The 23,283-nt window shown below is 63.1% G+C and carries 23 protein-coding genes; 16 read left to right on the forward strand and 7 right to left on the reverse strand.

Annotation, left to right across the window (positions count from 1 at the left end; translation table 11 throughout):
• Positions 1–134 precede the first annotated feature (134 nt).
• Positions 135–884: a ribosome biogenesis GTP-binding protein YihA/YsxC gene (gene yihA / locus ACWFUC_RS05890; protein WP_034340536.1), complete on the reverse strand. Its 750-nt coding sequence runs from the start codon at positions 882–884 to the stop codon at positions 135–137.
• Positions 885–1,088: 204 nt separating this feature from the next.
• Between yihA and ACWFUC_RS05895 the strand changes: the two genes are divergently transcribed.
• From ACWFUC_RS05895 to ACWFUC_RS05920, 6 genes are all read left to right on the forward strand, one after another.
• The gene (locus ACWFUC_RS05895; RefSeq protein ID WP_039789612.1) at positions 1,089–1,751 is read left to right on the forward strand and encodes a c-type cytochrome; all 663 of its coding nucleotides are present in this window, start codon (positions 1,089–1,091) and stop codon (positions 1,749–1,751) included.
• A gap of 277 nt (positions 1,752–2,028) precedes the next feature.
• Positions 2,029–4,182 (forward strand): cytochrome c biogenesis protein ResB, encoded by a 2,154-nt coding sequence (locus ACWFUC_RS05900; protein ID WP_489624366.1) that lies wholly within the window; start codon positions 2,029–2,031, stop codon positions 4,180–4,182.
• A gap of 93 nt (positions 4,183–4,275) precedes the next feature.
• Positions 4,276–5,430: a c-type cytochrome biogenesis protein CcsB gene (gene ccsB / locus ACWFUC_RS05905; RefSeq protein WP_121037747.1), complete on the forward strand. Its 1,155-nt coding sequence runs from the start codon at positions 4,276–4,278 to the stop codon at positions 5,428–5,430.
• A 58-nt stretch (positions 5,431–5,488) separates the two neighbouring features.
• Positions 5,489–6,136, forward strand: a complete 648-nt coding sequence (locus ACWFUC_RS05910; RefSeq protein WP_489624367.1) for an HAD family hydrolase — start codon at positions 5,489–5,491, stop codon at positions 6,134–6,136.
• Between the two features lie 67 nt (positions 6,137–6,203).
• Positions 6,204–6,794, forward strand: a complete 591-nt coding sequence (locus tag ACWFUC_RS05915) for a GNAT family N-acetyltransferase (RefSeq protein WP_489624368.1) — start codon at positions 6,204–6,206, stop codon at positions 6,792–6,794.
• A 437-nt stretch (positions 6,795–7,231) separates the two neighbouring features.
• Positions 7,232–7,486, forward strand: a complete 255-nt coding sequence (locus tag ACWFUC_RS05920) for a hypothetical protein (protein WP_034340521.1) — start codon at positions 7,232–7,234, stop codon at positions 7,484–7,486.
• Positions 7,487–7,649: 163 nt separating this feature from the next.
• Here ACWFUC_RS05920 and ACWFUC_RS05925 read toward each other — a convergent pair whose 3' ends face one another.
• The 5 genes from ACWFUC_RS05925 to ACWFUC_RS05945 form a co-directional block, all read right to left on the reverse strand.
• Positions 7,650–8,654, reverse strand: coding sequence for an NAD(P)H-dependent glycerol-3-phosphate dehydrogenase (locus tag ACWFUC_RS05925; RefSeq protein WP_489624369.1), 1,005 nt, complete (start codon positions 8,652–8,654; stop codon positions 7,650–7,652).
• A gap of 17 nt (positions 8,655–8,671) precedes the next feature.
• On the reverse strand, positions 8,672–9,121 hold the full coding sequence (locus ACWFUC_RS05930) for an SH3 domain-containing protein (RefSeq protein ID WP_039789605.1): 450 nt from the start codon (positions 9,119–9,121) through the stop codon (positions 8,672–8,674).
• Between the two features lie 118 nt (positions 9,122–9,239).
• The gene (gene secB / locus ACWFUC_RS05935) at positions 9,240–9,734 is read right to left on the reverse strand and encodes a protein-export chaperone SecB (RefSeq protein ID WP_013232209.1); all 495 of its coding nucleotides are present in this window, start codon (positions 9,732–9,734) and stop codon (positions 9,240–9,242) included.
• A 52-nt stretch (positions 9,735–9,786) separates the two neighbouring features.
• Entirely contained in the window at positions 9,787–10,047 is a 261-nt protein-coding gene (gene grxC / locus ACWFUC_RS05940) for a glutaredoxin 3 (protein WP_034340510.1), read from the reverse strand.
• Positions 10,044–10,457 carry a rhodanese-like domain-containing protein gene (locus ACWFUC_RS05945; RefSeq protein WP_489624370.1) on the reverse strand — a complete coding sequence of 138 codons (414 nt, stop codon included), beginning with the start codon at positions 10,455–10,457 and terminating at the stop codon, positions 10,044–10,046. Before ACWFUC_RS05945 ends, grxC begins: the two co-directional genes overlap by 4 nt.
• Positions 10,458–10,617: 160 nt before the next feature.
• On the opposite strand from ACWFUC_RS05945, the gene gpmA reads away from it, so the two are divergent.
• From gpmA to ACWFUC_RS05980, 7 genes are all read left to right on the forward strand, one after another.
• On the forward strand, positions 10,618–11,364 hold the full coding sequence (gene gpmA, locus ACWFUC_RS05950) for a 2,3-diphosphoglycerate-dependent phosphoglycerate mutase (protein WP_006464885.1): 747 nt from the start codon (positions 10,618–10,620) through the stop codon (positions 11,362–11,364).
• 125 nt (positions 11,365–11,489) lie between these two features.
• Complete coding sequence (locus ACWFUC_RS05955) at positions 11,490–12,869, forward strand: murein hydrolase activator EnvC family protein (protein ID WP_134221065.1); 1,380 nt, start codon at positions 11,490–11,492, stop codon at positions 12,867–12,869.
• Positions 12,870–12,872: 3 nt separating this feature from the next.
• A complete protein-coding gene (locus ACWFUC_RS05960; protein ID WP_039789587.1) occupies positions 12,873–14,369 on the forward strand; it encodes a S41 family peptidase in 1,497 nt (498 codons plus the stop codon).
• Between the two features lie 83 nt (positions 14,370–14,452).
• Complete coding sequence (locus ACWFUC_RS05965) at positions 14,453–15,208, forward strand: HesA/MoeB/ThiF family protein (protein WP_209580341.1); 756 nt, start codon at positions 14,453–14,455, stop codon at positions 15,206–15,208.
• Between the two features lie 430 nt (positions 15,209–15,638).
• A complete protein-coding gene (gene dksA / locus ACWFUC_RS05970) occupies positions 15,639–16,124 on the forward strand; it encodes an RNA polymerase-binding protein DksA (RefSeq protein ID WP_182993485.1) in 486 nt (161 codons plus the stop codon).
• Positions 16,125–16,204: 80 nt separating this feature from the next.
• On the forward strand, positions 16,205–16,606 hold the full coding sequence (locus tag ACWFUC_RS05975) for a hypothetical protein (protein WP_121037766.1): 402 nt from the start codon (positions 16,205–16,207) through the stop codon (positions 16,604–16,606).
• A gap of 185 nt (positions 16,607–16,791) precedes the next feature.
• Complete coding sequence (locus tag ACWFUC_RS05980; RefSeq protein ID WP_489624371.1) at positions 16,792–18,843, forward strand: TonB-dependent receptor; 2,052 nt, start codon at positions 16,792–16,794, stop codon at positions 18,841–18,843.
• A 230-nt stretch (positions 18,844–19,073) separates the two neighbouring features.
• On the opposite strand, the gene ACWFUC_RS05985 is transcribed toward ACWFUC_RS05980, so the two are convergent.
• Entirely contained in the window at positions 19,074–19,538 is a 465-nt protein-coding gene (locus tag ACWFUC_RS05985) for an Lrp/AsnC ligand binding domain-containing protein (protein ID WP_008334229.1), read from the reverse strand.
• Positions 19,539–19,917: 379 nt separating this feature from the next.
• Here ACWFUC_RS05985 and ACWFUC_RS05990 point away from each other — a divergent pair, with 379 nt between their 5' ends.
• From ACWFUC_RS05990 to ACWFUC_RS06000, 3 genes are all read left to right on the forward strand, one after another.
• Positions 19,918–21,054 carry a branched-chain amino acid ABC transporter substrate-binding protein gene (locus tag ACWFUC_RS05990; RefSeq protein WP_489624372.1) on the forward strand — a complete coding sequence of 379 codons (1,137 nt, stop codon included), beginning with the start codon at positions 19,918–19,920 and terminating at the stop codon, positions 21,052–21,054.
• A gap of 205 nt (positions 21,055–21,259) precedes the next feature.
• The gene (gene lhpH / locus ACWFUC_RS05995) at positions 21,260–22,270 is read left to right on the forward strand and encodes a trans-3-hydroxy-L-proline dehydratase (protein ID WP_489624373.1); all 1,011 of its coding nucleotides are present in this window, start codon (positions 21,260–21,262) and stop codon (positions 22,268–22,270) included.
• An 18-nt stretch (positions 22,271–22,288) separates the two neighbouring features.
• On the forward strand, positions 22,289–23,227 hold the full coding sequence (locus ACWFUC_RS06000; RefSeq protein WP_489624374.1) for a delta(1)-pyrroline-2-carboxylate reductase family protein: 939 nt from the start codon (positions 22,289–22,291) through the stop codon (positions 23,225–23,227).
• The last annotated feature ends 56 nt before the right edge of the window (positions 23,228–23,283 follow it).

Here is a 23,283-nt window from a genome sequence, read left to right on the forward strand (position 1 = left end):
GCTTCCCCTTCCCTCCCTGAGCGGGGCTGATCGCGCAAGCGAAAGGCGTTCTTCCCCGGAGAATTTCCCTGTTCTCCGGGGTTTTTTTATTCATGCGTTGTACTCCGTCTGGAAAGATCTTGCCTTGTCGGCGATCAGGCTTGCGGTGTGTTGGTGTCGGCGCTGCCAACACCTTCATTTGCCAGCGCAGCCGGGGCCACCGGTTCGGCCGTCTCAACTGGCTGGTTCAGGCCGGCCAGTTCCAGGATCTTGTCGTTGGCTTCGTCCAGACCGATACGCTTCAGCGCCGAGAACAGTTGGGCCGTGAACGGGAAGGGCTGGCCATCCGCATCCACATAGCTTTGCAGGAAGGTCTGGGCCTGGCGCAGGGCATTGGTGGATTCGTTGCGGTTGAGCTTGTCGGCCTTGCTCAGGATGCAATGGATGGGTTTGCCGGTGGGGGCGAACCATTCGATCATCTGGATATCCAGATCGGTGAAGGGACGGCGCGAATCGACGATCATCACCAGCGCCGCCAGTTGCTCGCGCTGGCGCACGTAATCACCCAGCAGGGCTTGCCAGTGATGCTTGGCCGAGCCGGAGACCTCGGCGTAGCCATAGCCGGGCAAATCCACCAGCATGGCGCGGATCTCGTCGGGGCGCGCCTCGTCATTGCGGTGCTGGCCGACGTGGGCGCCGCCCAGCGAGAAATAGTTGATGTGCTGGGTGCGTCCCGGTGTCTTGGAGGCGAAGGCCAGGCGCTTCTGGTTGCACAGCACGTTGATGGCACTGGATTTGCCGGCGTTGGAGCGGCCGGCGAAGGCGATTTCCGGCACACTGGTCTTGGGCAGGTCCCGCAGGTGATTGACGGTGGTGAAGAAACGGGCTTGCCAAAGTTGCGACATGGTGGGGGGAAATCCGAAAGAGGAGGGAAAAACGCGGAGAAGCTATTGTACAATGGCCCGAAACCCAGCGCCTCGTTGACGCCAAGCAAGCAAAAAATATGGCGGCCATTGGAGACAGGTCAAACAACAGGCATTTGGGCAGGGGGCAGCCAGCCGCCGAACGGGCAAAATCTCTCAATTCCACAATAAGTATTAGGGTGACGAATGAACCGTGCCTTTTCCCCACTGTTGTATACCGTTCTTGCTGCCGTGCTGGCAGTGTCCTCGGCGGCCCATGCGGCCGATGACAAGAAAGCCCCGATCAAGGCCGATCCGGCCAAGGGGGAAGCCCTCTACACCAATGGCGACAATGCCCGCAACATCGTGGCCTGCGTGTCTTGCCACGGCGCAGCCGGCAATTCGACCATCACCCAGAATCCCAAGCTGTCCGGCCAGCACGAGGCCTACATCGCCAAGCAGCTGCTCAACTTCCGTACCCCTGACCGCAACAACCCGGTGATGTCGCCGCTGGCCAAGGCGCTCTCGGATGAAGACATCCACAACGTCGCGGCCTACCTGGCTGCCCAGGCGCCCAAGCCGGGTGCCGCCAAGAACAAGGACACCATCGAGCTGGGCAAGCACATCTGGCGCGGCGGCATCGCCTCCAAGAACGTGCCGGCCTGCGCCGGCTGCCATAGCCCCAATGGCGCCGGCATCCCGGCCCAGTATCCGCGCCTGGCCGGCCAGCACCAGGATTACACGGTGGCCCAGCTGACCAACTTCCGTGGCGGAGCGCGCACCAACAGCGCCCAGATGACCGCCATCGCCGACCGCCTGTCGGACAAGGAAATCAAGGCCGTGGCCGACTACATCGCCGGCCTGAAGTAATCAGCCTGCCGCCACACGGCGCGGGAAGGAAAGAGGCGGCCGGCGTGCCGCCTTTTTTCATGCAGCTTGACGCACGTCGTGGTGAAACATCGTCCAACACGGCATGATCCCTCCCCGCCGGACCAGATAATCGCCCCGGCATACCCGGGCTACGCAGGCGCGTATCACGGACTTTCCCCCGGAGCGGTAAAATCCGGGTTCGCATCGCTTTGCCGACCGGCAAGGAGATCCCCCCAGGTAAGCGGAACCGGCAGGCCCGGTCCGGTAAGGCAGGAATATGACGACGGGCAGCAGTACCCAAGGAATCCAGATCAGGACTCGCCAGCGCTGGCTCGGCGAGGCCGTCGAAGTGGTCTCATCGATGCGCTTTGCGATCAGCCTCCTGACGCTGATTGCCATCGCCTCGGTGATCGGCACGGTGATGAAGCAGAACGAACCGATGCCCAACTACGTGAACCAGTTCGGTCCGTTCTGGTTCGAGATCTTCAACAAGGCCGGTTTGTATGCGGTGTATTCGGCCTGGTGGTTCCTGCTGATCATGGGCTTCCTGGTGCTGTCGACCTCGCTGTGCATCGCCCGCAATGCGCCGAAGATGTTGCGCGATGTGAAGAGCTGGCGCGACAACGTGCGCGAGCAGTCGCTGCGCAATTTCCATCACAAGCATGAATGGACGACTGCCGAAGCCCCGGCCGAGGCTGCGGCGTGGCTGCAGCGCCAGGTCGGCGCGCGCGGCTACAAGACCAGGCTGGCCGACAAGGAAGGCGGCACGCTGCTGGCGGCCAAGCAGGGGGCGGCCAACAAGTGGGGCTACATCTTCGCGCACGCGGCCATCGTCATCATCTGCCTGGGCGGCCTGCTCGATTCGGATCTGCCGATCCGCTTCCAGCAATGGTTCTATGGCAAGTCGGCCTTTGCCGGCAATGGCATCATTTCCGAGATCCCCGAACGCTATCGCCTGGGCCTGAACAACCCGACCTTCCGCGGCAACACGCTCATTCCTGAAGGCTCCAGCAGCAGCACCGCCATCATCCCGCAGAAGGATGGCGTGATGATCCAGGACTTGCCCTTCACCATCCAGTTGAAGCGTTTCATCATCGACTTCTACTCGACCGGCATGCCCAAGCTCTTCGCCAGCGAAGTGGTGGTGCGCGACCATGAAACCGGCAAGGAAACCGCCGCCACCATCAAGGTCAACGAACCGCTGATCTACAAGGGCGTGGCGATCTATCAGTCCAGCTTCGAGGACGGCGGCAGCAAGCTCAAGCTGGTCGCCTATCCGATGCGCGGCGGCAGCAACAGCCACTTCGACCTGGCCGGCGAGGTCAACGGCACCACGCCGCTGTCCTCCAGCAGCGGTGACTACACCATCGAGTGGAGCGGCTTCCGTCCCTTCAACGTCGAGAACATGCAGGCCGCCGCCTCCGGCTCGACCTCGGGCGATGCGCGCGCGGTCAACGTGGGCAAGAATGTCAATCGCGGCTTCATGGACGGCCTGGACAAGCACCTCGGCTCCAGTGCCAAGAATGCCAACAGCAAGGACTTCAAGAATGTCGGCCCGAGCGTGCAGTACAAGCTGCGCGACAAGACCGGGCAGGCGCGTGAGTACTTCAACTACATGCAGTCCTTGCCCATCGATGGTGCCGACGTCTTCCTGGCAGGCATGCGCGAGCAGCCCGACCAGCCCTTCCGTTACCTGCGCATTCCCGCCGATGACAACGACAGCGTCGCCGAGTGGATGCGCCTGCGCGCGGCCTTGGCCAATCCGGCTTTGCGCCAGGAAGCCGCACGCCGCTATGCGCGGCAGGCCATCAGCAGCGGGCGCGAAGCCTCGCCCGTGTTGCGCGAGCAACTGGAACAATCGGCCCTGCGCGGGCTGACCATTTTTGCCGGCGACGGCAAGGTCTCCGGCTACATCGCCGTGACGCGCTTCCTGGAGCAACTGCCCGCGGCCGAACAGGAAAAGGCCGCCGACATCTTCATGAAGATCCTCAACGGCAGCATGTGGGAACTGTGGCAAGCTGCGCGCGCCCAAGAGGGTCTCGCTCCGGTGGCCAGCGACGAGAAGCACGGACGCTATCTGCAGCTGGCCATCAATGCCCTGGCCGATGCGGCCTTCTATCCGGCACCGGTGCTCCTGCAGCTCACGAGTTTCCAGGAGATCAAGGCCTCAGTGCTGCAGGTGACGCGTTCACCGGGCAAGAAGGTGGTCTACCTGGGTTGCCTGTTCCTGGTACTGGGCGTGTTCGCGATGCTGTACATTCGTGAACGGCGCCTGTGGATCTGGATCAAGCCCGGTCCCGATGGCCAGGGCAGCCAGGCCCTGCTGGCCATGAGCACGCAGCGCCGCACGCTGGACTTCGACAAGGAATTCGAACAGATGAAAGACCGTCTGACCGGCGCGGGCCAGCCCGCCCCCGGTCCCTCGGCCTGAACCCTTCATGCCGCCGGTAATGGCGGCGATCTCCCGGCACATGGGGCAGGCTTGGCTTGCGCATGTGCCGGGACAGCAGCAGTGGAGAACGCAATGCAACTGACCCAAGCAAACCAGGCCTACGAGCAAGAGCAAGGCTTTTTCCGGCGGCTCAGTCTCGTCGACTGGATCTACGCCGCCGCACTGGTGGCCGGATCGCTGTACGCCTTCGGGCGCTTCGGCAGCTATATGGATTACTACGAGAAGGGCGTGCTGCTGCTGGCCGCACCGACTTTCGCCTGGCTGGGCTGGCACTGGAAGCCGGTTCGCCTGCTGATGCTGGTGATCGCCGTGCTCTCTCTGGGGGCCATCGCCATGTATGGCGGCGCGCTGGAACTGGCGGACAAGAAATTCTTCCTCAAGTACATGCTCTCCAGCCAGTCCGCGATCCTGTGGATGAGCGCGCTGTTCTGCCTCTCCACGCTGTTCTACTGGGGCGGCCTGGCCACCACCGCCGGTACCGGCAGCGCGATCGGCTCGCGCCTGTGCTGGGCGGCCGTGGTGCTGGGCTTCACCGGCATGATGGTGCGCTGGTACGAGTCCTACCTGATCGGCCCGGACGTCGGCCACATCCCCATTTCCAATTTATATGAAGTTTTCGTCCTGTTCTGCCTGATTACGGCCCTTTTTTACCTGTACTACGAAGAACGTTACGCCACGCGCCAGCTGGGTGCTTTTGTGCTGACCGTCATCACGGCGGCGGTCGCTTTCCTGATGTGGTATACCGTCTCGCGGGATGCGGCCGAGATCCAGCCGCTGGTACCGGCGCTGCAGAGCTGGTGGATGAAGATCCACGTGCCGGCCAACTTCATCGGCTACGGCACCTTCGCCCTGGCGGCGATGGTGGCGGTGGCCTACCTGCTGCGCGAGCGCGGCATCCTGGCCGATCGCCTGCCCACGCTGGAAGTGCTGGATGACGTGATGTACAAGGCCATCGCCGTCGGCTTTGCCTTCTTCACCATCGCCACCATCCTGGGCGCGCTGTGGGCCGCTGAAGCCTGGGGCGGCTACTGGTCGTGGGATCCCAAGGAAACCTGGGCCCTGATCGTCTGGCTCAACTATGCCGCCTGGCTGCACATGCGCCTCATGAAGGGCCTGCGTGGCCGCACCGCCGCCTGGTGGGCGCTGGTGGGCCTGCTGGTGACGACGTTTGCCTTCCTGGGAGTGAACATGTTCCTCTCGGGCCTGCATTCCTACGGCGAACTTTGATGGGTTTGGCGGCTCCTTGAAGAGGGCGGCCAACGCCCCCGAACAACAAGGAGCAATGATGAAGCAGCCCCCTGCCGCGCCCGAACTGGTCATCTTCGACTGTGACGGCACCCTGGTCGACAGCGAAGTGGTGGCCGCCCGGGCCTGGTCCGAGTACGTGGCCACTTACGGCGTCACCCTCAGCCCCGACGAGGCGTTGGCGCGTTTTCGCGGCGTGAGCATGAAGTGGTGCATCTCGCACATCGAGCAATTGCATGGCCAGACCCTGCCTGACCACTTCGAGCAAGAGCTGCGCGCCCTCATGGGCGGCATGCTGGAGCAGCACCTGCAACCCATCAGCGGTGCCGTCGAGATGGTTGAGCAGCTGCACCTGCCCTTCGCCCTGGCGTCCAACGCCCCGCATCACAAGATCGAGCTGTGCCTGCGCGTGACCGGACTGCTGCCGCATTTTGCCGGCCGCATCTTCAGCGCCTACGACGTGCAACGCTGGAAACCCGATCCCGCCCTGTTCCTGTTCGCCGCAGAACGCCTGGGCGTCCCGCCCCGGCGCTGCGCCGTGGTGGAAGACAGCCTGCCGGGCGTGCAAGCCGGGCTGGCAGCGGGCATGAGTGTGATCGCCTTGCAGGAGCATGGCGTGCATCCGGAGCTGCCCCCGGAAGTGGCGGTCATCACCCATCTGGCGCAATTGCGGGCGCAACTGGGCTGACCGCAGGGACAGTTCCGGCACCGTCCAATTTCGGTAAGATCTGCAAGAAACTTCATCTACGGACCCCATGCTCCGCTCCATCGACCGTGAACGGCAAATCATCTACTGCGACCGCGCCATCGAAGTGCGCCCGCTCCGCCTGCGCGAGGCCCCGGCGCTGTATGACGCCGTGCGCCAGTCGCGCGATGCCATCGGCCAGTGGGAAGCCTGGTGCACCCCTGACTACGGCCTGCTGGATGCCAAGCTGTTCCTGCAGCGCGCCATCGAGCAATGGCATGTACACGCGGCTTATGATTTCAACATCATCGATCGCAGCAACGGCCTGGTGATCGGCTCGGTGGCCATCAATCAGGTCAGCCAGCTGAACCAGATGGCCAACCTGGGCTACTGGGTGCGTGAGGGCTACACCGGCCGCGGCATCGCCGCCCTTGCCGCGCGGGCGGCGGCGGCTTTCGCCTTCTCCAGGACCGGGCTCACCCGCCTGGAAATCGTGGCCCAGGCCGGCAACCTGCGTAGCCAGAGGGTGGCGGAGAAGGCGGGTGCCACGCTGGAATGCCTGGCGCGCAATCGCCTGGTCTTTCATGGTGAGCCGCGCGATGCAAAGGTTTTTTCACTCGTACCGGCGGATCTCGGTCTGCCCGTGCCGGTGCACGGATGAGTTGTCGCAGCGGGTGATAAATATTCTTCGTGGTAATTTTTCGTCGTATTTTTGATGCGTCTCGTGAAGGAAGATACGTTTCGCAACATTTTTTTTCTCTTTTTTTTGTTCAGCAAAAGTGCACAATCCTGCGCATTCTGACAGCGCTGTCAGCCTTGATGGTAGCGGGTTTGCGTCATTTTTTGCGCAGCCGCATGAATTTGCCGGCGAGCAGTAATTTCAATTTGGCTGACAAAATACTGACTTTTCGCGTATTCCAAAATGCCGCTCGGGCGTTACATACCTAAAGCACTGTCAAGAAACGCAGTGCTTGTGTATCTGGAGCAGTCTCCCGGAATCAAGGCAGCAGGCAACATCTTCCGGGGCGCTGCGTGTTCTTCCGAACAACAACTCAGGATGGAAGAACGTTGAGCGTCAGCGACGTAAGAGGAAATACGATGCAAGCCATACAACGCAACAAGACCACGAACAATAACCACGCCGGCCGCGCCGCCCAGCAATACGTCATGGGCGGGGAAGCGCGCAGTACCCGTCTGGCCAAGCGCCTGAAGGGCGCAGAAGCCGTCCCTCAGGATGATGACTGCAGCGCGCGCTACGACAAGATCTCCAAGCAGATGGATGACGCGCTCGAAGGCGGTTCGCCGCAACGCTTCAAGCGTCCCAAGATGGAAAGCGACATCATCGCGCGTTGAAGCAGGGCGGATTCAGGCAACAACCCGCCTGAATCCTCTCCGAATTCTCGGGCGATAAAAAACAGCCGGAGGCATTTCTGCTCCGGCTGTCATTTTCTCCGCTTCACTTTCAGGTGAGGTTTGGTGAATCTCCTGTCCCAGTGTGCGAGCGGGAGTGGCTGTCTTACAGGCTTTCTTCGCGCGGATCCCGCGCCAGCAGCCGGGCCACCATGTCCTGCACCGACACGCCGTCGAACAAGGCTGCCGCCACCGCATCGGTGATCGGCATCTCGATGCCTTTTTCGCGCGCCAGCGCCCGCACGGCCTGTGCGCAGCGCACGCCTTCGGCCACGTGGCCGAGTTCGGCGACGATATCGTCCAGTTTCTTGTTTTGAGCCAGTCCCAGACCGACGCGCCGGTTGCGCGAGAGGTCGCCGGTGCAGGTCAGGATGAGGTCGCCCACCCCTGAGAGTCCCATGAAGGTTTCTGCACGTCCGCCCAGCGCCACGCCCAGGCGCGTGATTTCAGCCAAGCCGCGGGTGATCAATGCTGCACGGGCGTTCAAGCCCAGTTGCAGGCCATCGGCCACGCCGGTGGCGATGGCCAGGATATTCTTGACCGCGCCGCCAATCTCCACCCCCACCAGATCATCGCTGGAATAGATACGGATGTTGTTGCCATGCACCGCCGCGACCACACGCTCGCACAGCGCCGCATCGGCACCGGCGATGGTCAGCGCGCAGGGCAGGCCGCGCGCCACTTCCTGGGCAAAGGAGGGGCCGGAGAGCACCCCTGCCGCCACGCCTGAACCGAGCACTTCCTGCACCACCTGGTGCGGCAGCAGGCGCGTGCCCTCTTCCAGACCCTTGCACAGCCACACCAGGTTGGGAATGGCATAGGCGCGCAAATGCCCCGCCAGCTCACGCAGGCCGGACACCGATGAGGCGGCAATGAGCAGCGAATCGGATGGGTCGTCGCAGACGTGGCGCACGGCGGCATCGAAGTCCGAACTCACCGCCAGTTCGGGCGGCAGCGCGAATCCGGGGAGGTAGAGGCCGTTTTCGCGTTGCTCGCTGGCGGCCTTCATGGCCTGGGCATTGCGCCCCCACAGCACGACCTGATGCTTGCGCGCCAGGGGAATGGCCAGCGCGGTACCCCATGCGCCAGCGCCCAGAATGGTGATTTTCATCTCAGGCCGCTCTTCGCTCAATCGCCCCAGACATCGCCGGCCTTCACGAAGCCGCTCTGGCCGTCGCGGTGGCGGACCTTGACCCAGCCGTTGTTGGGGCTTTCCAGCATCTCCAGCAGGACCGACTTGTCGGCCGTGAAGACCACCGGGCTGCCTTCATCGGCAGCATTGAAGATGCGCGCATTGGCCACCGACACCACCAGCATGCGCTTGGGCGTCAAGGCCTTGGAGGAGATCCAGGACAGCGTGCCGGCGGCATCCCTGACCTTGCTCCAGTCGCCATAGGTCAGCACCACCTCGACCGGCATGCCGCGCGGCGCGACATAGACGCGGCGGCCCTTTTCGGACGGGGCGTCATACATGATGGCGGGCGAGGCGCCGACCGACTTGAAGTCCAGGGCCAGGGCATCCTTGGCCATGAAGGCGCCGAGCAGGGTTGCGCAAAGAATCAGGGGCAGGCGTTTCATCGTGAAGGTCTCCGCAGAAGGGAAAGCGCCGCAGCACAGGCTGCGGCGGCTCGTTGTCGTGCCGGGCTGCCGCAGAGGATGCGGCCGGGCCGGCAGGCGGACAGGGGGTGAAACCCGATCAGTTGACGGCGGTGGAGCCGTTGTTGACCAGGGTCGCGCCTTGTTGCTCGGCCAGTGCCTGCAGGCGCTGCTGGTAGAACACCTCGAAGTTGATCTCGGCCAGGTGCACCGGCGGGAAACCGGCGCGGGTGATGGCGTCGGCGATGTTGGCGCGCAGGTACGGGTAGATGATGTTGGGGCAGCCGATGCCCAGCAGCGGGTCCAGCTGTTCGGCCGGCACGTTGCGGATCTCGAAGATGCCGGCTTGCTTGCCCTCGACCAGGAAGGCGACTTTGTCCTTGACCTTGGCGGTCACGGTGATGGTCACGGTCGATTCGAACACGCCTTCAGCCAGCGCTTCGGCACCGACGTCCACCGACACTTCGATCGAAGGGGCTTCCTGTTCCAGGAAGATGGCCGGGGAATTCGGCTGTTCCAGCGACAGATCCTTCAGGTAGACGCGCTGGATCTGGAAAACGGGTTGCTGTTGGGCTTCTTGGTTCTGTTCCGACATGGATCTCTTTCAGGTTCGGTGAATCGATAGGGGGGAGTGTGCTGCCCTGGCGTCAGGCTTGCAGCAGCGGGTCCAGCTTGCCGGCACGGTCCAGTGCGCTCAGGTCATCGAAGCCACCGACATGGGTGTCGCCGACATAGATCTGGGGCACGGTACGGCGGCCGGTCTTTTGCATCATCAGCTCACGCTGCTGAGGTTCGAGATCCACGCGGATCTTCTCGATCTGCGTGATTCCCTTGCTGGCCAGCAAACGCTCGGCCATCATGCAATACGGGCACACGGCGGTGCAGTACATGGTCACGGGAGCGCTCATTTTGCCTCCTTGGTGGTCAGCGGCAGGCCCTGGCCTTGCCAGGCGGCGATGCCGCCGTTCAAGCCGTAGACTTCGGTGAAGCCGGCCTTCTTCAGCGACGCTTCGGCACGGTTGGCCTGGGTGCCGGTCTGGCACACCACGATGACCGGGCGGCCCTTGAGCTTGTCGAGCTCGCCGATGCGCTGCGGCAACTCTTTCAAGGGAATGTTGCGGGCGTCGCGCAGGTGGCCGGTGGCGAATTGCTCGGCATCACGCACATCCAGCACCAGCACCTTGCCCTGGTTGAGCATCTGCGTGGCCTGCAAGAGGCTCAGCTTGTTGCCGCGCTGCTGCAGGTAGGGAACCAGCAGCGCACCGCCCGAGACCAAGGCCAGGGCGATCAGGAAAATATTGTCGATGATGAATTTCACGGCAGTCCAATGAGTTTACTGAATCCCGGCATTATAAAATAGAAGCATTCGCGGTTTGCATCCGGACCGAACAGTCTAGTTTAAGGCGTGCACCCGGTCTCGCGTAGTCGATCTTTGGGGCAGCCGCAGCGGTTTATCCATCATCAATACAAGTCCTGCTATGTACAAAATCGTATTCATGCGCCACGGCGAATCGACCTGGAACCTGGCCAACCGCTTCACCGGCTGGGTCGACGTCGACCTGACCGAAAAGGGCGTGGCTGAAGCCCGCCAGGCCGGCAAGCTGCTCAAGGAAGCCGGTTTCTCCTTCGACCTGGCCTACACCTCGGTGTTGAAGCGCGCCATCCGCACCCTCTGGACCACGCTGGACGAAATGGACCAGATGTACATCCCGATCAAGAACGACTGGCGCCTCAACGAACGCCACTACGGCGCCCTGCAAGGTCTGAACAAGGCCGAGACCGCCGCCCAGTACGGCGACGAGCAGGTGCTGGTCTGGCGCCGCAGCTACGATACCCCGCCCAACCCGCTGACCCCGGGCGAAGAGCGCGATGCCTTCGGCGACGCCCGCTACGCCGGCCTCTCGCGCGAGCAGGTGCCGCTGACCGAATGCCTGAAGGACACCGTGGCGCGTGTGCTGCCGGCCTGGAATGACTCCATCGCCCCGGCCATCCGCGCCGGCAAGCAGATCATCATCTCGGCCCACGGCAACAGCCTGCGTGCCCTGATCAAGTACCTGGACGGCATCAGCGACAACGACATCGTCGGCCTGAACATCCCCAACGGCCAGCCGCTGGTCTATGAACTGGACGCCGACCTCAAGCCGATCAAGAGCTACTATCTGGGCGACCAGTCCGCCATTGAAGCAGCGCTCAAGGCCGTGGCCAATCAAGGGAAGTCGAAATAAAACTGCGTTGCTCCAGCAAGACGCCCGCCGCACAGGCGGCGTCCCTTTCCGGAAAGTGCATTCCACCGGCGCGCTCCGCCCTCCTGTCGGGCGCGCCGCGGGGAGTCTTTCGCTTGCTGGCGACGATGGCTTGCGGTCTGCTGCTGTGTGCCGCGGTGCAGGCCCAGCCGATCACCGAGCGAACCCGGCAGAAGCAGGCCGCCGAAAAGGAACAGGCCGACCTGCAACAGCGCCTGACTACGCTCAAGCGCGATATCGACCAGACCGAGACCGCCAAGGACAATGCCGCCGATGCCTTGGCCGCTTCCGAACAGGCGATCTCCAAAGCCAATCGTTCGCTGCGCGATCTGGCGCAGGAGCAGCAGGCCACTGAAGCGCGCCTGGCGCAGCTGGTCAAGCAGTTGAACGAACTGACCGCGCTGGTCAACGCCCAGCAGGCGCAGCTGTCCAAGCTGCTGCGCGAGCAATATGTGGCCGGCAACGAGGACCGCATCAAGCTGCTGCTCTCCGGCGACAATCCCAATCGCATCAATCGCGAGCTGCAGTACATGGGCTATGTCTCGCAAGCCCAGGCCAAGCTGATTGAAACCCTGCGTGCCAACCAGCAGGCGATCCGCGCCAACAAGGCCGAGACCCAGAATGCCAAGTTCGAACTGGATGAAATCGCCCAGGAAGAACAGGAACAGAAGAAGGTACTGGAACGCGAGAAGGGCCGCCGCCAGACCTTGCTTGCGCAGCTTTCCACCAAACTCAATGCCCAGCGCCAGGAAGCCGGCCGCATCGAGCAGGATCAGCAGCGCCTCTCCAGCCTGGTGGACAAGCTGGCGCAGATCATCGAGCAGCAGAAAAAGGCCGAAGCCGAAGCTCGCGAGAAACGTCGCCAGGAACAATTGGCCAAAGCCAAGGCCGAACGCGAGAAGCGTTTGGCTGAACAGCGTGCCCGCGCCGAGAAGCGCGCCGCCGAAGCGGCCAAGGCCGCCAAGGAAGGCAAGCCGGCGCCGAAGATGCCCGATCCGGCCGACGCCATCGATGATGACGAACCGCCGCAACAGGCTTCCTTGGGCCGCAACGACACGCTGCCCGAGCCGCAGGCGGACAATTTCGGCAAGCCCTTTGCCAGCCTGCGCGGACAATTGCATCTGCCGGTCAGGGGCGAGCTGGTATCGAAATTCGGTAGCCGCCGCGGCGACGGACCGACCAGCCGGGGCCTGTTCCTGCGCGCCCAGGAAGGCGCGGAAGTGCGGGCAGTGGCAGCAGGACGCGTGGTCTTCGCGGACTGGTTGCGCGGTTTCGGCAACCTGATCATCGTCGATCACGGCAACCAGTACATGACGATTTACGGCAACAACCAGTCGGTATTGAAACGCGCCGGTGACCTGGTCAAGACCGGGGAAACCATTGCCACTGCAGGCAACAGCGGCGGCAATGAGCAATCGGGTTTATACTTTGAAATGCGGTATCAAGGCCGCGCATTCGACCCACAGGGGTGGGTAACTTCTAGGTGACACATGGGCAGCAAACTCAAGAATATCGGTTTGATCGGGTTGGGCATGGTGGCAGGTGCCACTGCGATGATTCAGTTCGACGCCATCGCGCAAAAGAATGCAACGGCGTCGCTGCCCCTGGAGGAGCTGCGCCAGATGGCCGACGTGTTCGGTCTCATCAAGTCAGATTATGTCGAGCAGGTCGATGACAAGAAGCTGCTGACCGAAGCCATTTCCGGCATGGTCGCTTCGCTCGACCCGCACTCCGCCTATCTGGACAAGAAGGCCTACAAGGAGCTGCGCGAAGGCACCATGGGCAAGTTCGTGGGCCTGGGCATCGAGGTCGGCATGGAAGATGGCTACGTCAAGGTCATCTCCCCCATTGAGGATTCACCGGCCTTCCGCGCCGGGATCAAGGCCGGTGACCTGATCACCCGCCTGGACAGCACCCCGGTCAAGGGCCTGACCCTGGATGAAGCCGTCAAGAAGATGCGCGGCGAACCCAACACCAAGATCACCCTGACCATCGCCCGCAAGGAAGAAGACAAGCCCATCATCCTGACCATCACTCGTCAGGAGATCCGCGTGCAGAGCGTCAAGTCCAAGGTGGTCGAACCCGGCTACGCCTGGCTGCGCGTGACCCAGTTCCAGGAGCCGACGGTGGACGACATGTCCAAGAAGCTGGCCGCCATCTACGCCCAGGAACCCAACCTGAAGGGCATCGTGCTGGATCTGCGCAATGACCCGGGCGGCGTGCTGCCGGGCGCCATCGGCGTGGCGGCGGCCTTCCTGCCCAAGGATTCGGTGGTGGTCTCCACCAATGGCCAGCTGCCGAGCTCCAAGCAGACCTTCTACGCCAAGCGCGAATATTACGCCGCCAACCCGCTGTCGGATCCGCTGTCGCGCCTGCCGGATGCCATCAAGAAGGTGCCGATGGTGGTCCTGATCAACAGCGGCTCGGCCTCGGCTTCCGAAATCGTGGCCGGTGCCCTGCAGGATTACAAGCGCGCCACCATCATGGGTACGCAGTCCTTCGGCAAGGGCTCGGTGCAATCGGTGATCGCGCTGCCGCCGGAGAAGAACACCGCCGTCAAGCTGACCACCGCCCGTTACTACACGCCCAAGGGCCGTTCCATCCAAGCGCGCGGCATCGTGCCGGACATCATGGTGGACGAGTACCCCGATGGCGACGGCCTGAACGGCCTGCGCCTGCGTGAAGCCGATCTCTCCAAGCACCTGACCAACGACACCGACAAGTCCGCCGAGGTCAAGGCCAAGGCCATGGATGAACAATCGGAAGAGCGCCTGATTGCCGCCGAGAAGAAGCGCAAGCCGCTCGACTTCGGCAGCAAGGACGACTTCCAGCTGACCCAGGCCCTGAACCAGCTGAAGGGCCTGCCGGTGAAGGTTTCCAACGCCAAGCCGGAAGTGCGCAATGAAGAAGGCAAGAACGACACGCCGGTGAAGGACGAGCGCAAGGACAACAAGGCGCCCGCCGAGAAGATCGACACCACCAAGTAATACGCCGCCTGCGGGCAGGCACATCGGGCCGCTAGCACTTGCCAGCGGCCCTTTTTTTCATCTCAACCATGTCGGATATGACGATGGATGACCAACAGCTGCTGCGCTACTCGCGCCACATCCTGCTTGACGAGATCGACATCGAAGGCCAGACCCGCCTGCTGCAAGGCCATGCGCTGGTCATCGGTGCCGGCGGCCTGGGCTCGCCGGCGGCCATGTACCTGGCGTCGGCCGGGGTGGGCCACATCACCCTGGTGGATCACGACACCGTCGATCTGACCAACCTGCAGCGCCAGATCATGCATACCACCGCGCGCGTGGGCCAGCCCAAGGTGGCGTCCGGGCGCGAAGCCTTGCAGCAGATCAACCCCGGCGTGCAGGTCACGGCGCTGGCCGAGCGGGTGGAAGGCGAGCGCCTGCAGGCGCTGGTGGCGGCAGCCGACGTGGTGCTGGACTGCAGCGACAACTTCGCCACCCGCCATGCGGTCAACCGCGCCTGCGTGGCAGCCGGGGTGCCGCTGGTGTCGGGGGCAGCGATCCGCTTTGATGGCCAGATCAGCGTTTTCGACCCGCGCCAGGAGGCCAGCCCCTGCTATGCCTGCCTGTTCCCGCCCGAGCGCGAGTTCGAGGAAGTGCAATGTTCCACCATGGGCGTGTTTTCGCCCCTGGTCGGCATCATCGGCACCATGCAGGCGGCCGAGGCCATCAAGCTGGTGGCCGGTATCGGCCGCTCGCTGGCGGGACGCCTCCTGATCCTGGATGCGCGCGAGATGGAATGGACCAGCATCGGCATCGGCCGCGACCGCCAGTGCCCGGTGTGTGCCCGGCGGCACGGATAGACGCGGGCGCTGTGGATGGCACGCATCGTCGCTTCCATCCCGCCCCGTTCTTCTGGTATAAACACGGATGGATGTTGCAATGCAAATAGCATGCAGCATGCGCCAGGCTGATGTTCCGAACGACGACAATTCACAAGCGCGATCAGCCCGCCCCGCCTAGCCCGTCACAGGGGAAGTCATGAACCGCTCCATGAACCGGAACGCCGCCCGAGGAGATGGCCAGCGGGCCGCCGCGCCAAAGGCTTGGCATACGGAATCGTTGGTGTACAATCCTTGACCGCGAAAAAGCGTACGCCATCGGCAGCGCGCCCCGGTCCTGACGGCTCGGACCTGCGCACTGATCGCGTCAACGTCAATCGAAGAGGTGCCAACGCGGCAAGGGAAGTGGATTCACAAGCGACCTGTTCCGGCAGCCGTGCATCAGCCGGGAATGGATATAGTTGAAAAACCCGTAGTATTGAAAGTAAGCGAAGTGGCAACCAAGACTCCCAAAACTACCCCTGCAGCGCAGTTGCTGACCGAGGAACAAATCCTCAAGATGGACGAGAAGGACTACATGAACGAAGCGCAGCTTGCTTTCTTCAAGGCCCGTCTCCAGCAGCTGGAAAAGGATCTGCTCAAGAACGCGGATGAAACCACCGAACACCTGCGCGAAACCGTGCTGGTGCCGGACCCGGCTGACCGCGCCACCATCGAGGAAGAACACGCGCTGGAACTGCGCACCCGCGACCGCGAGCGCAAGCTGCTCAAGAAGGTGCAGCAATCCATCGTCTCCATCGACAACGGCGAGTACGGCTGGTGTGAAGAAACGGGCGAACCGATCGGCATTCCGCGCCTGCTGGCGCGTCCGACCGCGACCCTGTCGCTGGAAGCCCAGCAACGCCGCGAACTGAAGCAGAAACTCTACGGCGACTGATCCTCGCCTCGCACGATGACGCCTGCGCCGTGCGGTGCGCAGGCGCAGTGCCGCTGTCGTTTCCAACCTGGTCCCGCCTCATGCACCGTCTGCGCGCCCTGCGAAGCTCCACCGTCATCGCCCTGCTGGCGATGTCGCTGCTGTTCGCGCAGATGCTGGGTTTCGTGCACGGTATTGCGCACGCCGGCTGGGCACCGGGGACGGTCCATTCGCTGATCAGCGAAGCCCTGTTCGACGAGGGCGAGGAGGCGCACGCCGAACTCGCTGCCGCCGACGGGCATGATGCCCATCACCACCACGCCCATGGCCTGCACCACTCCTGCGTGGCCTATGACGCCGCTGCCTTGTCGGCCGGTGTGCATGTCGATTTTCCTCCCCTTCCGTTGCTGCCGCCGGTGCGCGTGCTGGCCCTGTGGCTGGCCTTCGCGTCCTGGGACGCGCCGCTGAACTGCCATTTCTCCTCGCGCGCCCCGCCGCGCTGAATTCCTTCTCCCTGCAAGACCCGCATTACTGGTTACCGGTTGTCGCTCGCGCATCCGTGCGTGGCGCGGCGTCGTCCTGACGCCGCCGCTGCGTGCGATCGCGTGCCGACGGCCGGTGTATCCGCGCCGCCCCATCCACCCTCACGACAAGGCGGGCGGCGCTTCGCGCATAACAAGGAATTCACATGGCTCTTCAACGCCAACGCATCGCCTCGGCCGTCTTCTCGGCTCTGGCGGCCTGGTCCGCTTCGGCTTCGGCCCAGACGGCTGACACCACCGCGACCCCTGCAACCGCTGCCCAACCGGCGCTGCAACCCATCGTCGTCACTGCCACCCCCTTCGCCTCTCAGGAGGATGTACAAGTCCTCACGCCCGCCAAGGTCATCGCCGGGGACGAACTGCGCAACAAGCTCGGCAACTCGCTGGGCGACACCCTTTCGGGTGAACTGGGCGTGTCCGCCAGCGCCTTCGGTGCCGGCGCTTCGCGTCCCATCATCCGTGGCATGGAAGGTCCGCGCGTGATGATCCTGCAGAACGGCATGGGCGTCTCCGACGTCTCCACCGTCTCCAACGACCATGCGGTCGCCACCGAAGCCGCTACTGCCCGCCAGATCGAAATCCTGCGCGGTCCGGCCGCGCTGCTGTATGGCTCGGGCGCCATCGGCGGCCTGGTCAACGTGGTCAATGACCGTATCCCCACCGAGCTGGTCGGCAAGCCCACCGGCACCGTCGAAGGCCGCTACGGCACTGTCGATGGCGAAAAGAACACGTCCTTCTCGCTGGATACCTCGGCCGGCCAGATCGGCCTGCACCTGGACGGCAACTACCGCGATACCGACAATTACAAGATCCCCGGTAACGCCCGTCAGGGCGACAGCAGCAGCGCATCGGGCCGCCTGCCCAATTCCTTCACCCACGAGACCAGCCTGGGTGGTGGCATTTCCTATGTGACCAACTGGGGTTACGTCGGCCTGTCGGTGGCGACTCTGGACGATCACTACGGGATCCCGACCGATGAAAAATCCTTCATCGACCTGCACCAGAACCGCTACGACCTCGATACCGTCGTCAATCGTCCCTTCGCCGGCATCGAGAAATTCCGCTTCCGCATGGGGTACACCGACTACACCCACATCGAGAAGGCGGAGGATGGCACGCCCAACACGGTCTTCTCCAACCGCGCCCTGCAGACCCGCTGGGAACTGACGCACGCACCGCTGGCCGGCTGGCACGGCACCTTCGGCGTGCAGACCGAGCAAAGCAACTACTCGGCCCTCACGCCCGATACCGGGGTCTCCGAGCTGACTCCGCCCACGCGTTCGACCTCCTTTGCCGGCTTCCTGGTGGAAGAGCGGCAGTTCGGCCAGGTGCTGGCCAGCGCCGGCCTGCGCGCCGAGAGCGTGAGCCGCCGACCGGACAGCGGCAGCAGCAGCGACAGCGTCCGGCCGGGACGCGATTTCAGCCTGATCTCCTGGTCCACCGGCGGTCTGTGGACCTTCCAGCCCGGCTACGGCCTGGGCCTGACCTATTCCTTCGCCCAGCGCGCGCCGACGGTGGAAGAGCTGTACTCCAAAGGCCCGCATGAATCGACCTCCACCTACGACATCGGCGACAACCAGCTGAAGAAGGAAACTTCACACAACATCGAGTTGAGCCTGCAGAAAACCGAAGGACTGGTGCGCTGGAAGGGCAATGTGTTCCGCAACAAGGTCAACAACTACATCTACGGCCGTACCAACGGCCAGGTGAACGCTGCCGGCGCGGCCGATCCCGATGGCGAATTCACCCAGCGCTTCTGGTCGCAGGGCGATGCCACCATCCGCGGCGTGGAAGCCGAGGTCACGTACAACTGGAACGGCGAAGGGGTTTCCGGCCGGGTCTTTGCCGATACCTCGCGCGGCACGCTCGACAATCTCGGCAACCTGCCCCTGCAGCCGTCCACCCGCTATGGCATCGAGCTGGGCTACAAGACCGGTCCCTGGGCCAGTGGCGTGAAGGTCTTGCGCGCGCAGAAGCAGGATCGCCTGGCGTCCTTCGAAACCTACGAAACCCCGTCCTACACCCAGCTGGACGCCAACCTGTCCTATACCCAGCGTCTCAACGGCGTGAAGCTGACCTGGTTCGCACTGGCCCGCAACCTGCTGAACCAGGACATCCGTTTGTCCACCTCGGTGCTGCGCGAAACGGTACCGCTGGGTGGCCGCAACTTCATCGTGGGGGTACGCACCGCCTTTTGACCGATATGAATGAAACGCCAGCTGCCCCCGGGCAGCGGCGTCACCGGGTGCCGGCGGGAGACTGCGCCTCCCGCCAGCGCAGCTTGCCCGGCCGTCTCCGCAAGGAGGCTGCCGGGCTTTTTTTCGCCTGTCGTTTGCGTATGAAGGAATGGGGCAATTTCCTGGTGCCGGCGGGAAATTCGGAACAGTATCGTTCACATAATTGACGAGATGGGTGAAAGCCGCCGTGATCAGCGGATAGGCAGGCGGATGGTGTTCTTCACTTCTTCCATCACCGCATAGGTATGCGTCTCGCGCACGCCCTTCAACTGCAGCAGCGACTTGCCCAGGAATTCACGATAGGCGTTCATGTCCTTGACCCGCGACTTGACCAGGTAATCGAAGCCACCGGCCACCATGTGGCATTCCATGATCTCGGGGATGCTCTGCACGCTCTTCTTGAATTCGGCAAAGACATCCGGCGTGGTGCGGTCCAGCACCACTTCGATGAAGACCAGCAGGGAGACATCCAGCAATTCCGGATTCAACTGCGCCGCATAACCCAGGATATAGCCGGCTTCCTGCAGTTTGCGAACCCGCTCCAGGCAAGCGGCCGGCGACAGGTTCACGCGAGCGGCGAGGTCGACGTTGCTGATGCGGCCGTCGTTTTGCAGCTCCGCCAGAATTTTCTTGCTGATCTTGTCGAGTCCGGCCATGGTTTCTGAACTTTATTCAGTTAAAAATATATAGAGAAAATTTTATTCCGATTATAAGGGGAATAAGCGCGCCTAATATCAAGGAAGAGTCAATAGAATCCTCCCTCATAAAAAACATAACGTAATGCGGGCATGAAGCGAAGTTCACCTCGTTTCTGCGCGGATCACAGCATTATCTCGACAACAGATTTGACGAGTTTTGTTTGCCAGGTCCAGCCTGCGCGCGGCGGTGAAAACCGGCCTGACGCGGTCGGCCCGGCATCAACGGAATGCACCGCTCCTGCCCACGAGGCGGGGGATGGCGCAAATCCTGCTTTTCCGGCGTTTTCAATGCAATCACCCACCGCAGTCTGACTTTCTAGAAGAGAGGAAACACCCCATGTTCAAGCGCGTCTCCGGACTCAACATCATCGCCGCCTCGCTGGCGCTGATCCCTGCTTTCGCCATGGCGCAGGAAACTCAGGTCGTCAAGATCGGTTTCTCCAGCCCGTTGACCGGTCCCCAGGCATCGGCCGGCAAGGACAACCAGGGCGGCCTGATGATGGCCGTCGAGCGTCTGAATGCGCAACCCATCACCGTGGGCGGCAAGAAGATCAAGTTCGAAGTCCTGGCCGAAGATGACCAGGCCGACCCCAAGCAAGGCGTGGCGGTGGCACAGAAGCTGGCTGACCAGGGCATCAAGGCCATCGTCGGTCCCTACAACTCGGGCGTGACCATTCCTGCTTCGCGCGTCTACAATGATGCCGGCATCGTGGTGGCCACCGTGGCCTCCAACCCCAAGATCACCCAGCAAGGTTTTGCCACCCTGTTCCGCGTGGCTGCCAGCGACAGCCAGCTGGGCGGCAAGATGGCCCTGTATGCAGCCAAGGAACTGAAACTCAAGCGCGTGGCCGTCATCGATGACCGCACCGCCTACGGCCAGGGCCTGGCCGAGGAATTCGCCAAGGTCGCCAAGGCCAACGGCATCGAAGTCATCAGCAAGGACTTCACCAACGACAAGGCCACCGACTTCACCGCCATCCTGACCTCCATCAAGGGCAAGAAGCCCGACGCCGTGTTCCTGGGCGGCTACGCTCCCCAAGGCGGCCCGATCAAGCGCCAGATGAAGCAGCTGGGCATTGACGTACCCCTGATGGGCGGCGACGGCATCTGTTCGCCGGAAATGGGTCGCCTGGGTGGCGACGCCATCGGTGAAACCGTCTACTGCACCCAGGGCGGCACCATGCTGGACAAGGCCAAGGATGGCAAGGTCTTCGCTGACGACTACCAGAAGAAGTACAGCCGTCCTGCTGAAACCTATGCAGTCTCGTTCTACGATGGCATGATGCTGATCGCGCAAGCCATGAAGCAGGCCAACTCGGTCGATCCTAAAGCCTTCGGTCCGGCCATGGCCAAGATCAGCTACAAGGGCGTGGCCGGCCAGTACGACTTCGACGCCAACCACGACCTGAAGCAATCGCCCGTGACCGTCTATCGCTTCAAGGATGGTCTGCCGGTTCCCCTGACCAGCTACTGATCGGTCCTTTCCCGGCCTGATCCTGCCGCCCGCAGTCGCGGGTGGCGCGCCAGGCCCTGATCCCAGCTCCACATTGCAGTGTCCCGCTTCCCGCCGGTTCCGACCGGCCGGGAGCGGCTTGCCGTACCCGCTTGCAGGGCCCATGTCCGGTCCGCAGTGTTACCCTCTGCCCAGGCGGACCCGCAGCATACTCGGAAGGAAGACCATGCTCAGCTATACCCGTACCGTCCAGACCATCGATGCCCACACCGGCGGTGAGCCGTTGCGCATCGTGGTCTCGGGCCTGCCCAAGATCCCGGCCGGCACCATCCTGGAACAGCGCGCCTGGCTGCGCGAACATCGCGACGACCTGCGCCGTTTCCTGATGAACGAGCCGCGCGGCCATGCCGACATGTATGGTGCCTATCTGCTGCCCCCGGTCACGGCCGGTGCCGACTTCGGCGTCATCTTCATCCACAACGAAGGCTACAGCGACATGTGCGGCCACGGCATCATCGCCCTCGGCAAGGTATTGGTCGAGATGGGCTACGTCGAACGCACCCAGCCGCAGACCCGCATCTGCTTTGATGCCCCGGCCGGCTTCATCGAAGCCTTCGTCGAGTGGGATGGCGTGCGCGCCGGCAAGGTCAGCTTCAACAACGTGCCCGCCTTCATCTATCGCCGCGACGTCGAAGTCGAGACGCCCGGGTTTGGCAAGATCATCGGTGACATCGTCTTCGGTGGTGCCTTCTACTACTACATCAACGCGGCGCAGGCCGGCCTCACCGTCAAGCCTGAACTGGTGCGCCAGCTGATCCAGCTGGGTGCCGAGACCAAGGCCGCCGTCATGGCCAAGGTCGCCATCGCGCATCCGCTGGAGCCGGGCCTCAATACGCTGTACGGCACCATCATCGACAGCGAACCCAATTTCCCCGGCGCGGACCAGTCCAACGTCTGCATCTTCGCCGACCGCGAAGTGGACCGCTCGCCCACCGGCACCGGTACCTCGGGCCGCGCCGCCCAGCTGTTCCTGCGCGGACAATTGGCGCTGAACCAGAACTACGTCAACGGCAGCATCGTCGGCAGCAACTTCGGCGTGCGCGTGACTGCTGCCACCAAGGTGGGCGACTTCGATGGCGCGCTCACCGAGGTGAGCGGCCATGCCCACATCATGAGTACCAACCAGTGGGTGCTGGAAGAGTCCGATCCCTTCCCGACCGGTTTCTTCCTGCGCTGACTTTCCCACGGGATTCCCATGCACATCCTCGACTCCCTCCAGACCGCGCAGGCAATGCCTTATTCCGCGCTGGTCGATGCCCTCGCACGCGCCGCGCAGGAACTGGCCAGCGGTGCCATCCGCGCACCGGAACGCCAGGTCGTTCCCATCGATGCCAACAGCGTCTTGCTGGGCATGCCGGCCATAGCCGAGGATCTCTCGGTGACCAAGCTCATCACCGTGCATGGCGACAATGCCCGCCATCAGCTGCCGGCGATCCAGGGTGAGGTGATTGCCTTCGAAACCGATACCGGACGACGCCTGGCCTTGATGGACGGCCCGACCGTCACGGCGCGCCGCACCGCAGCCATGAGTCTGCTGGGCATTCGCACGCTGTTGCCGCGCACGCCGCAATCGGCGCTGTTGATCGGTACCGGCGCGCAGGCGGCGGCGCATGCCGATGCACTGGCGGAGGTGTTTGGTGTGCGTCAGTTCTGGGTGGCCGCGCGTGACCTCGCGCGTACCCAGGCTTTCTGCCAGGCCATCAGCGAACGCCATCCGCAAGTGGTGGCCAGTCCGCTCCCGGCACAGATGTTGCAACAGGAGTTGCCACGCACTGATGTGGTGATTGCCTTGACTACGTCGCGCGTGGCCGTGATTCCCGAACAGATCGCGGCCGATACGCTGGCCATCGGCGTCGGTGCCTTCAAGCCGGACATGGTGGAGTTCCCGGCCAGCCTGCTGCATGCACGCCGCATCGTGGTCGATGACCTGGCCGGCGCGCATCACGAAGCAGGCGACCTGATCCAGGCCAAGGTGGACTGGGCGGGCGTGGTCGGCATCGGCGATGTGCTGGCCGGCAAGACGGCCTTGAACACGCTCGACAGCGCGGGGGCGCTGCCGGTGTTCAAGACCGTGGGCCAGGCCGCGTGGGACCTGGCGGCAGCGCGCGTGATGCGCACCACACTGGGGATATGAAAATTGCGCGTGCATGCGCGCTTAATTTGATAAATAATTTACGCTTTTTTCGCGAA

The organism is Herbaspirillum sp. Her4, assembly GCF_057961335.1.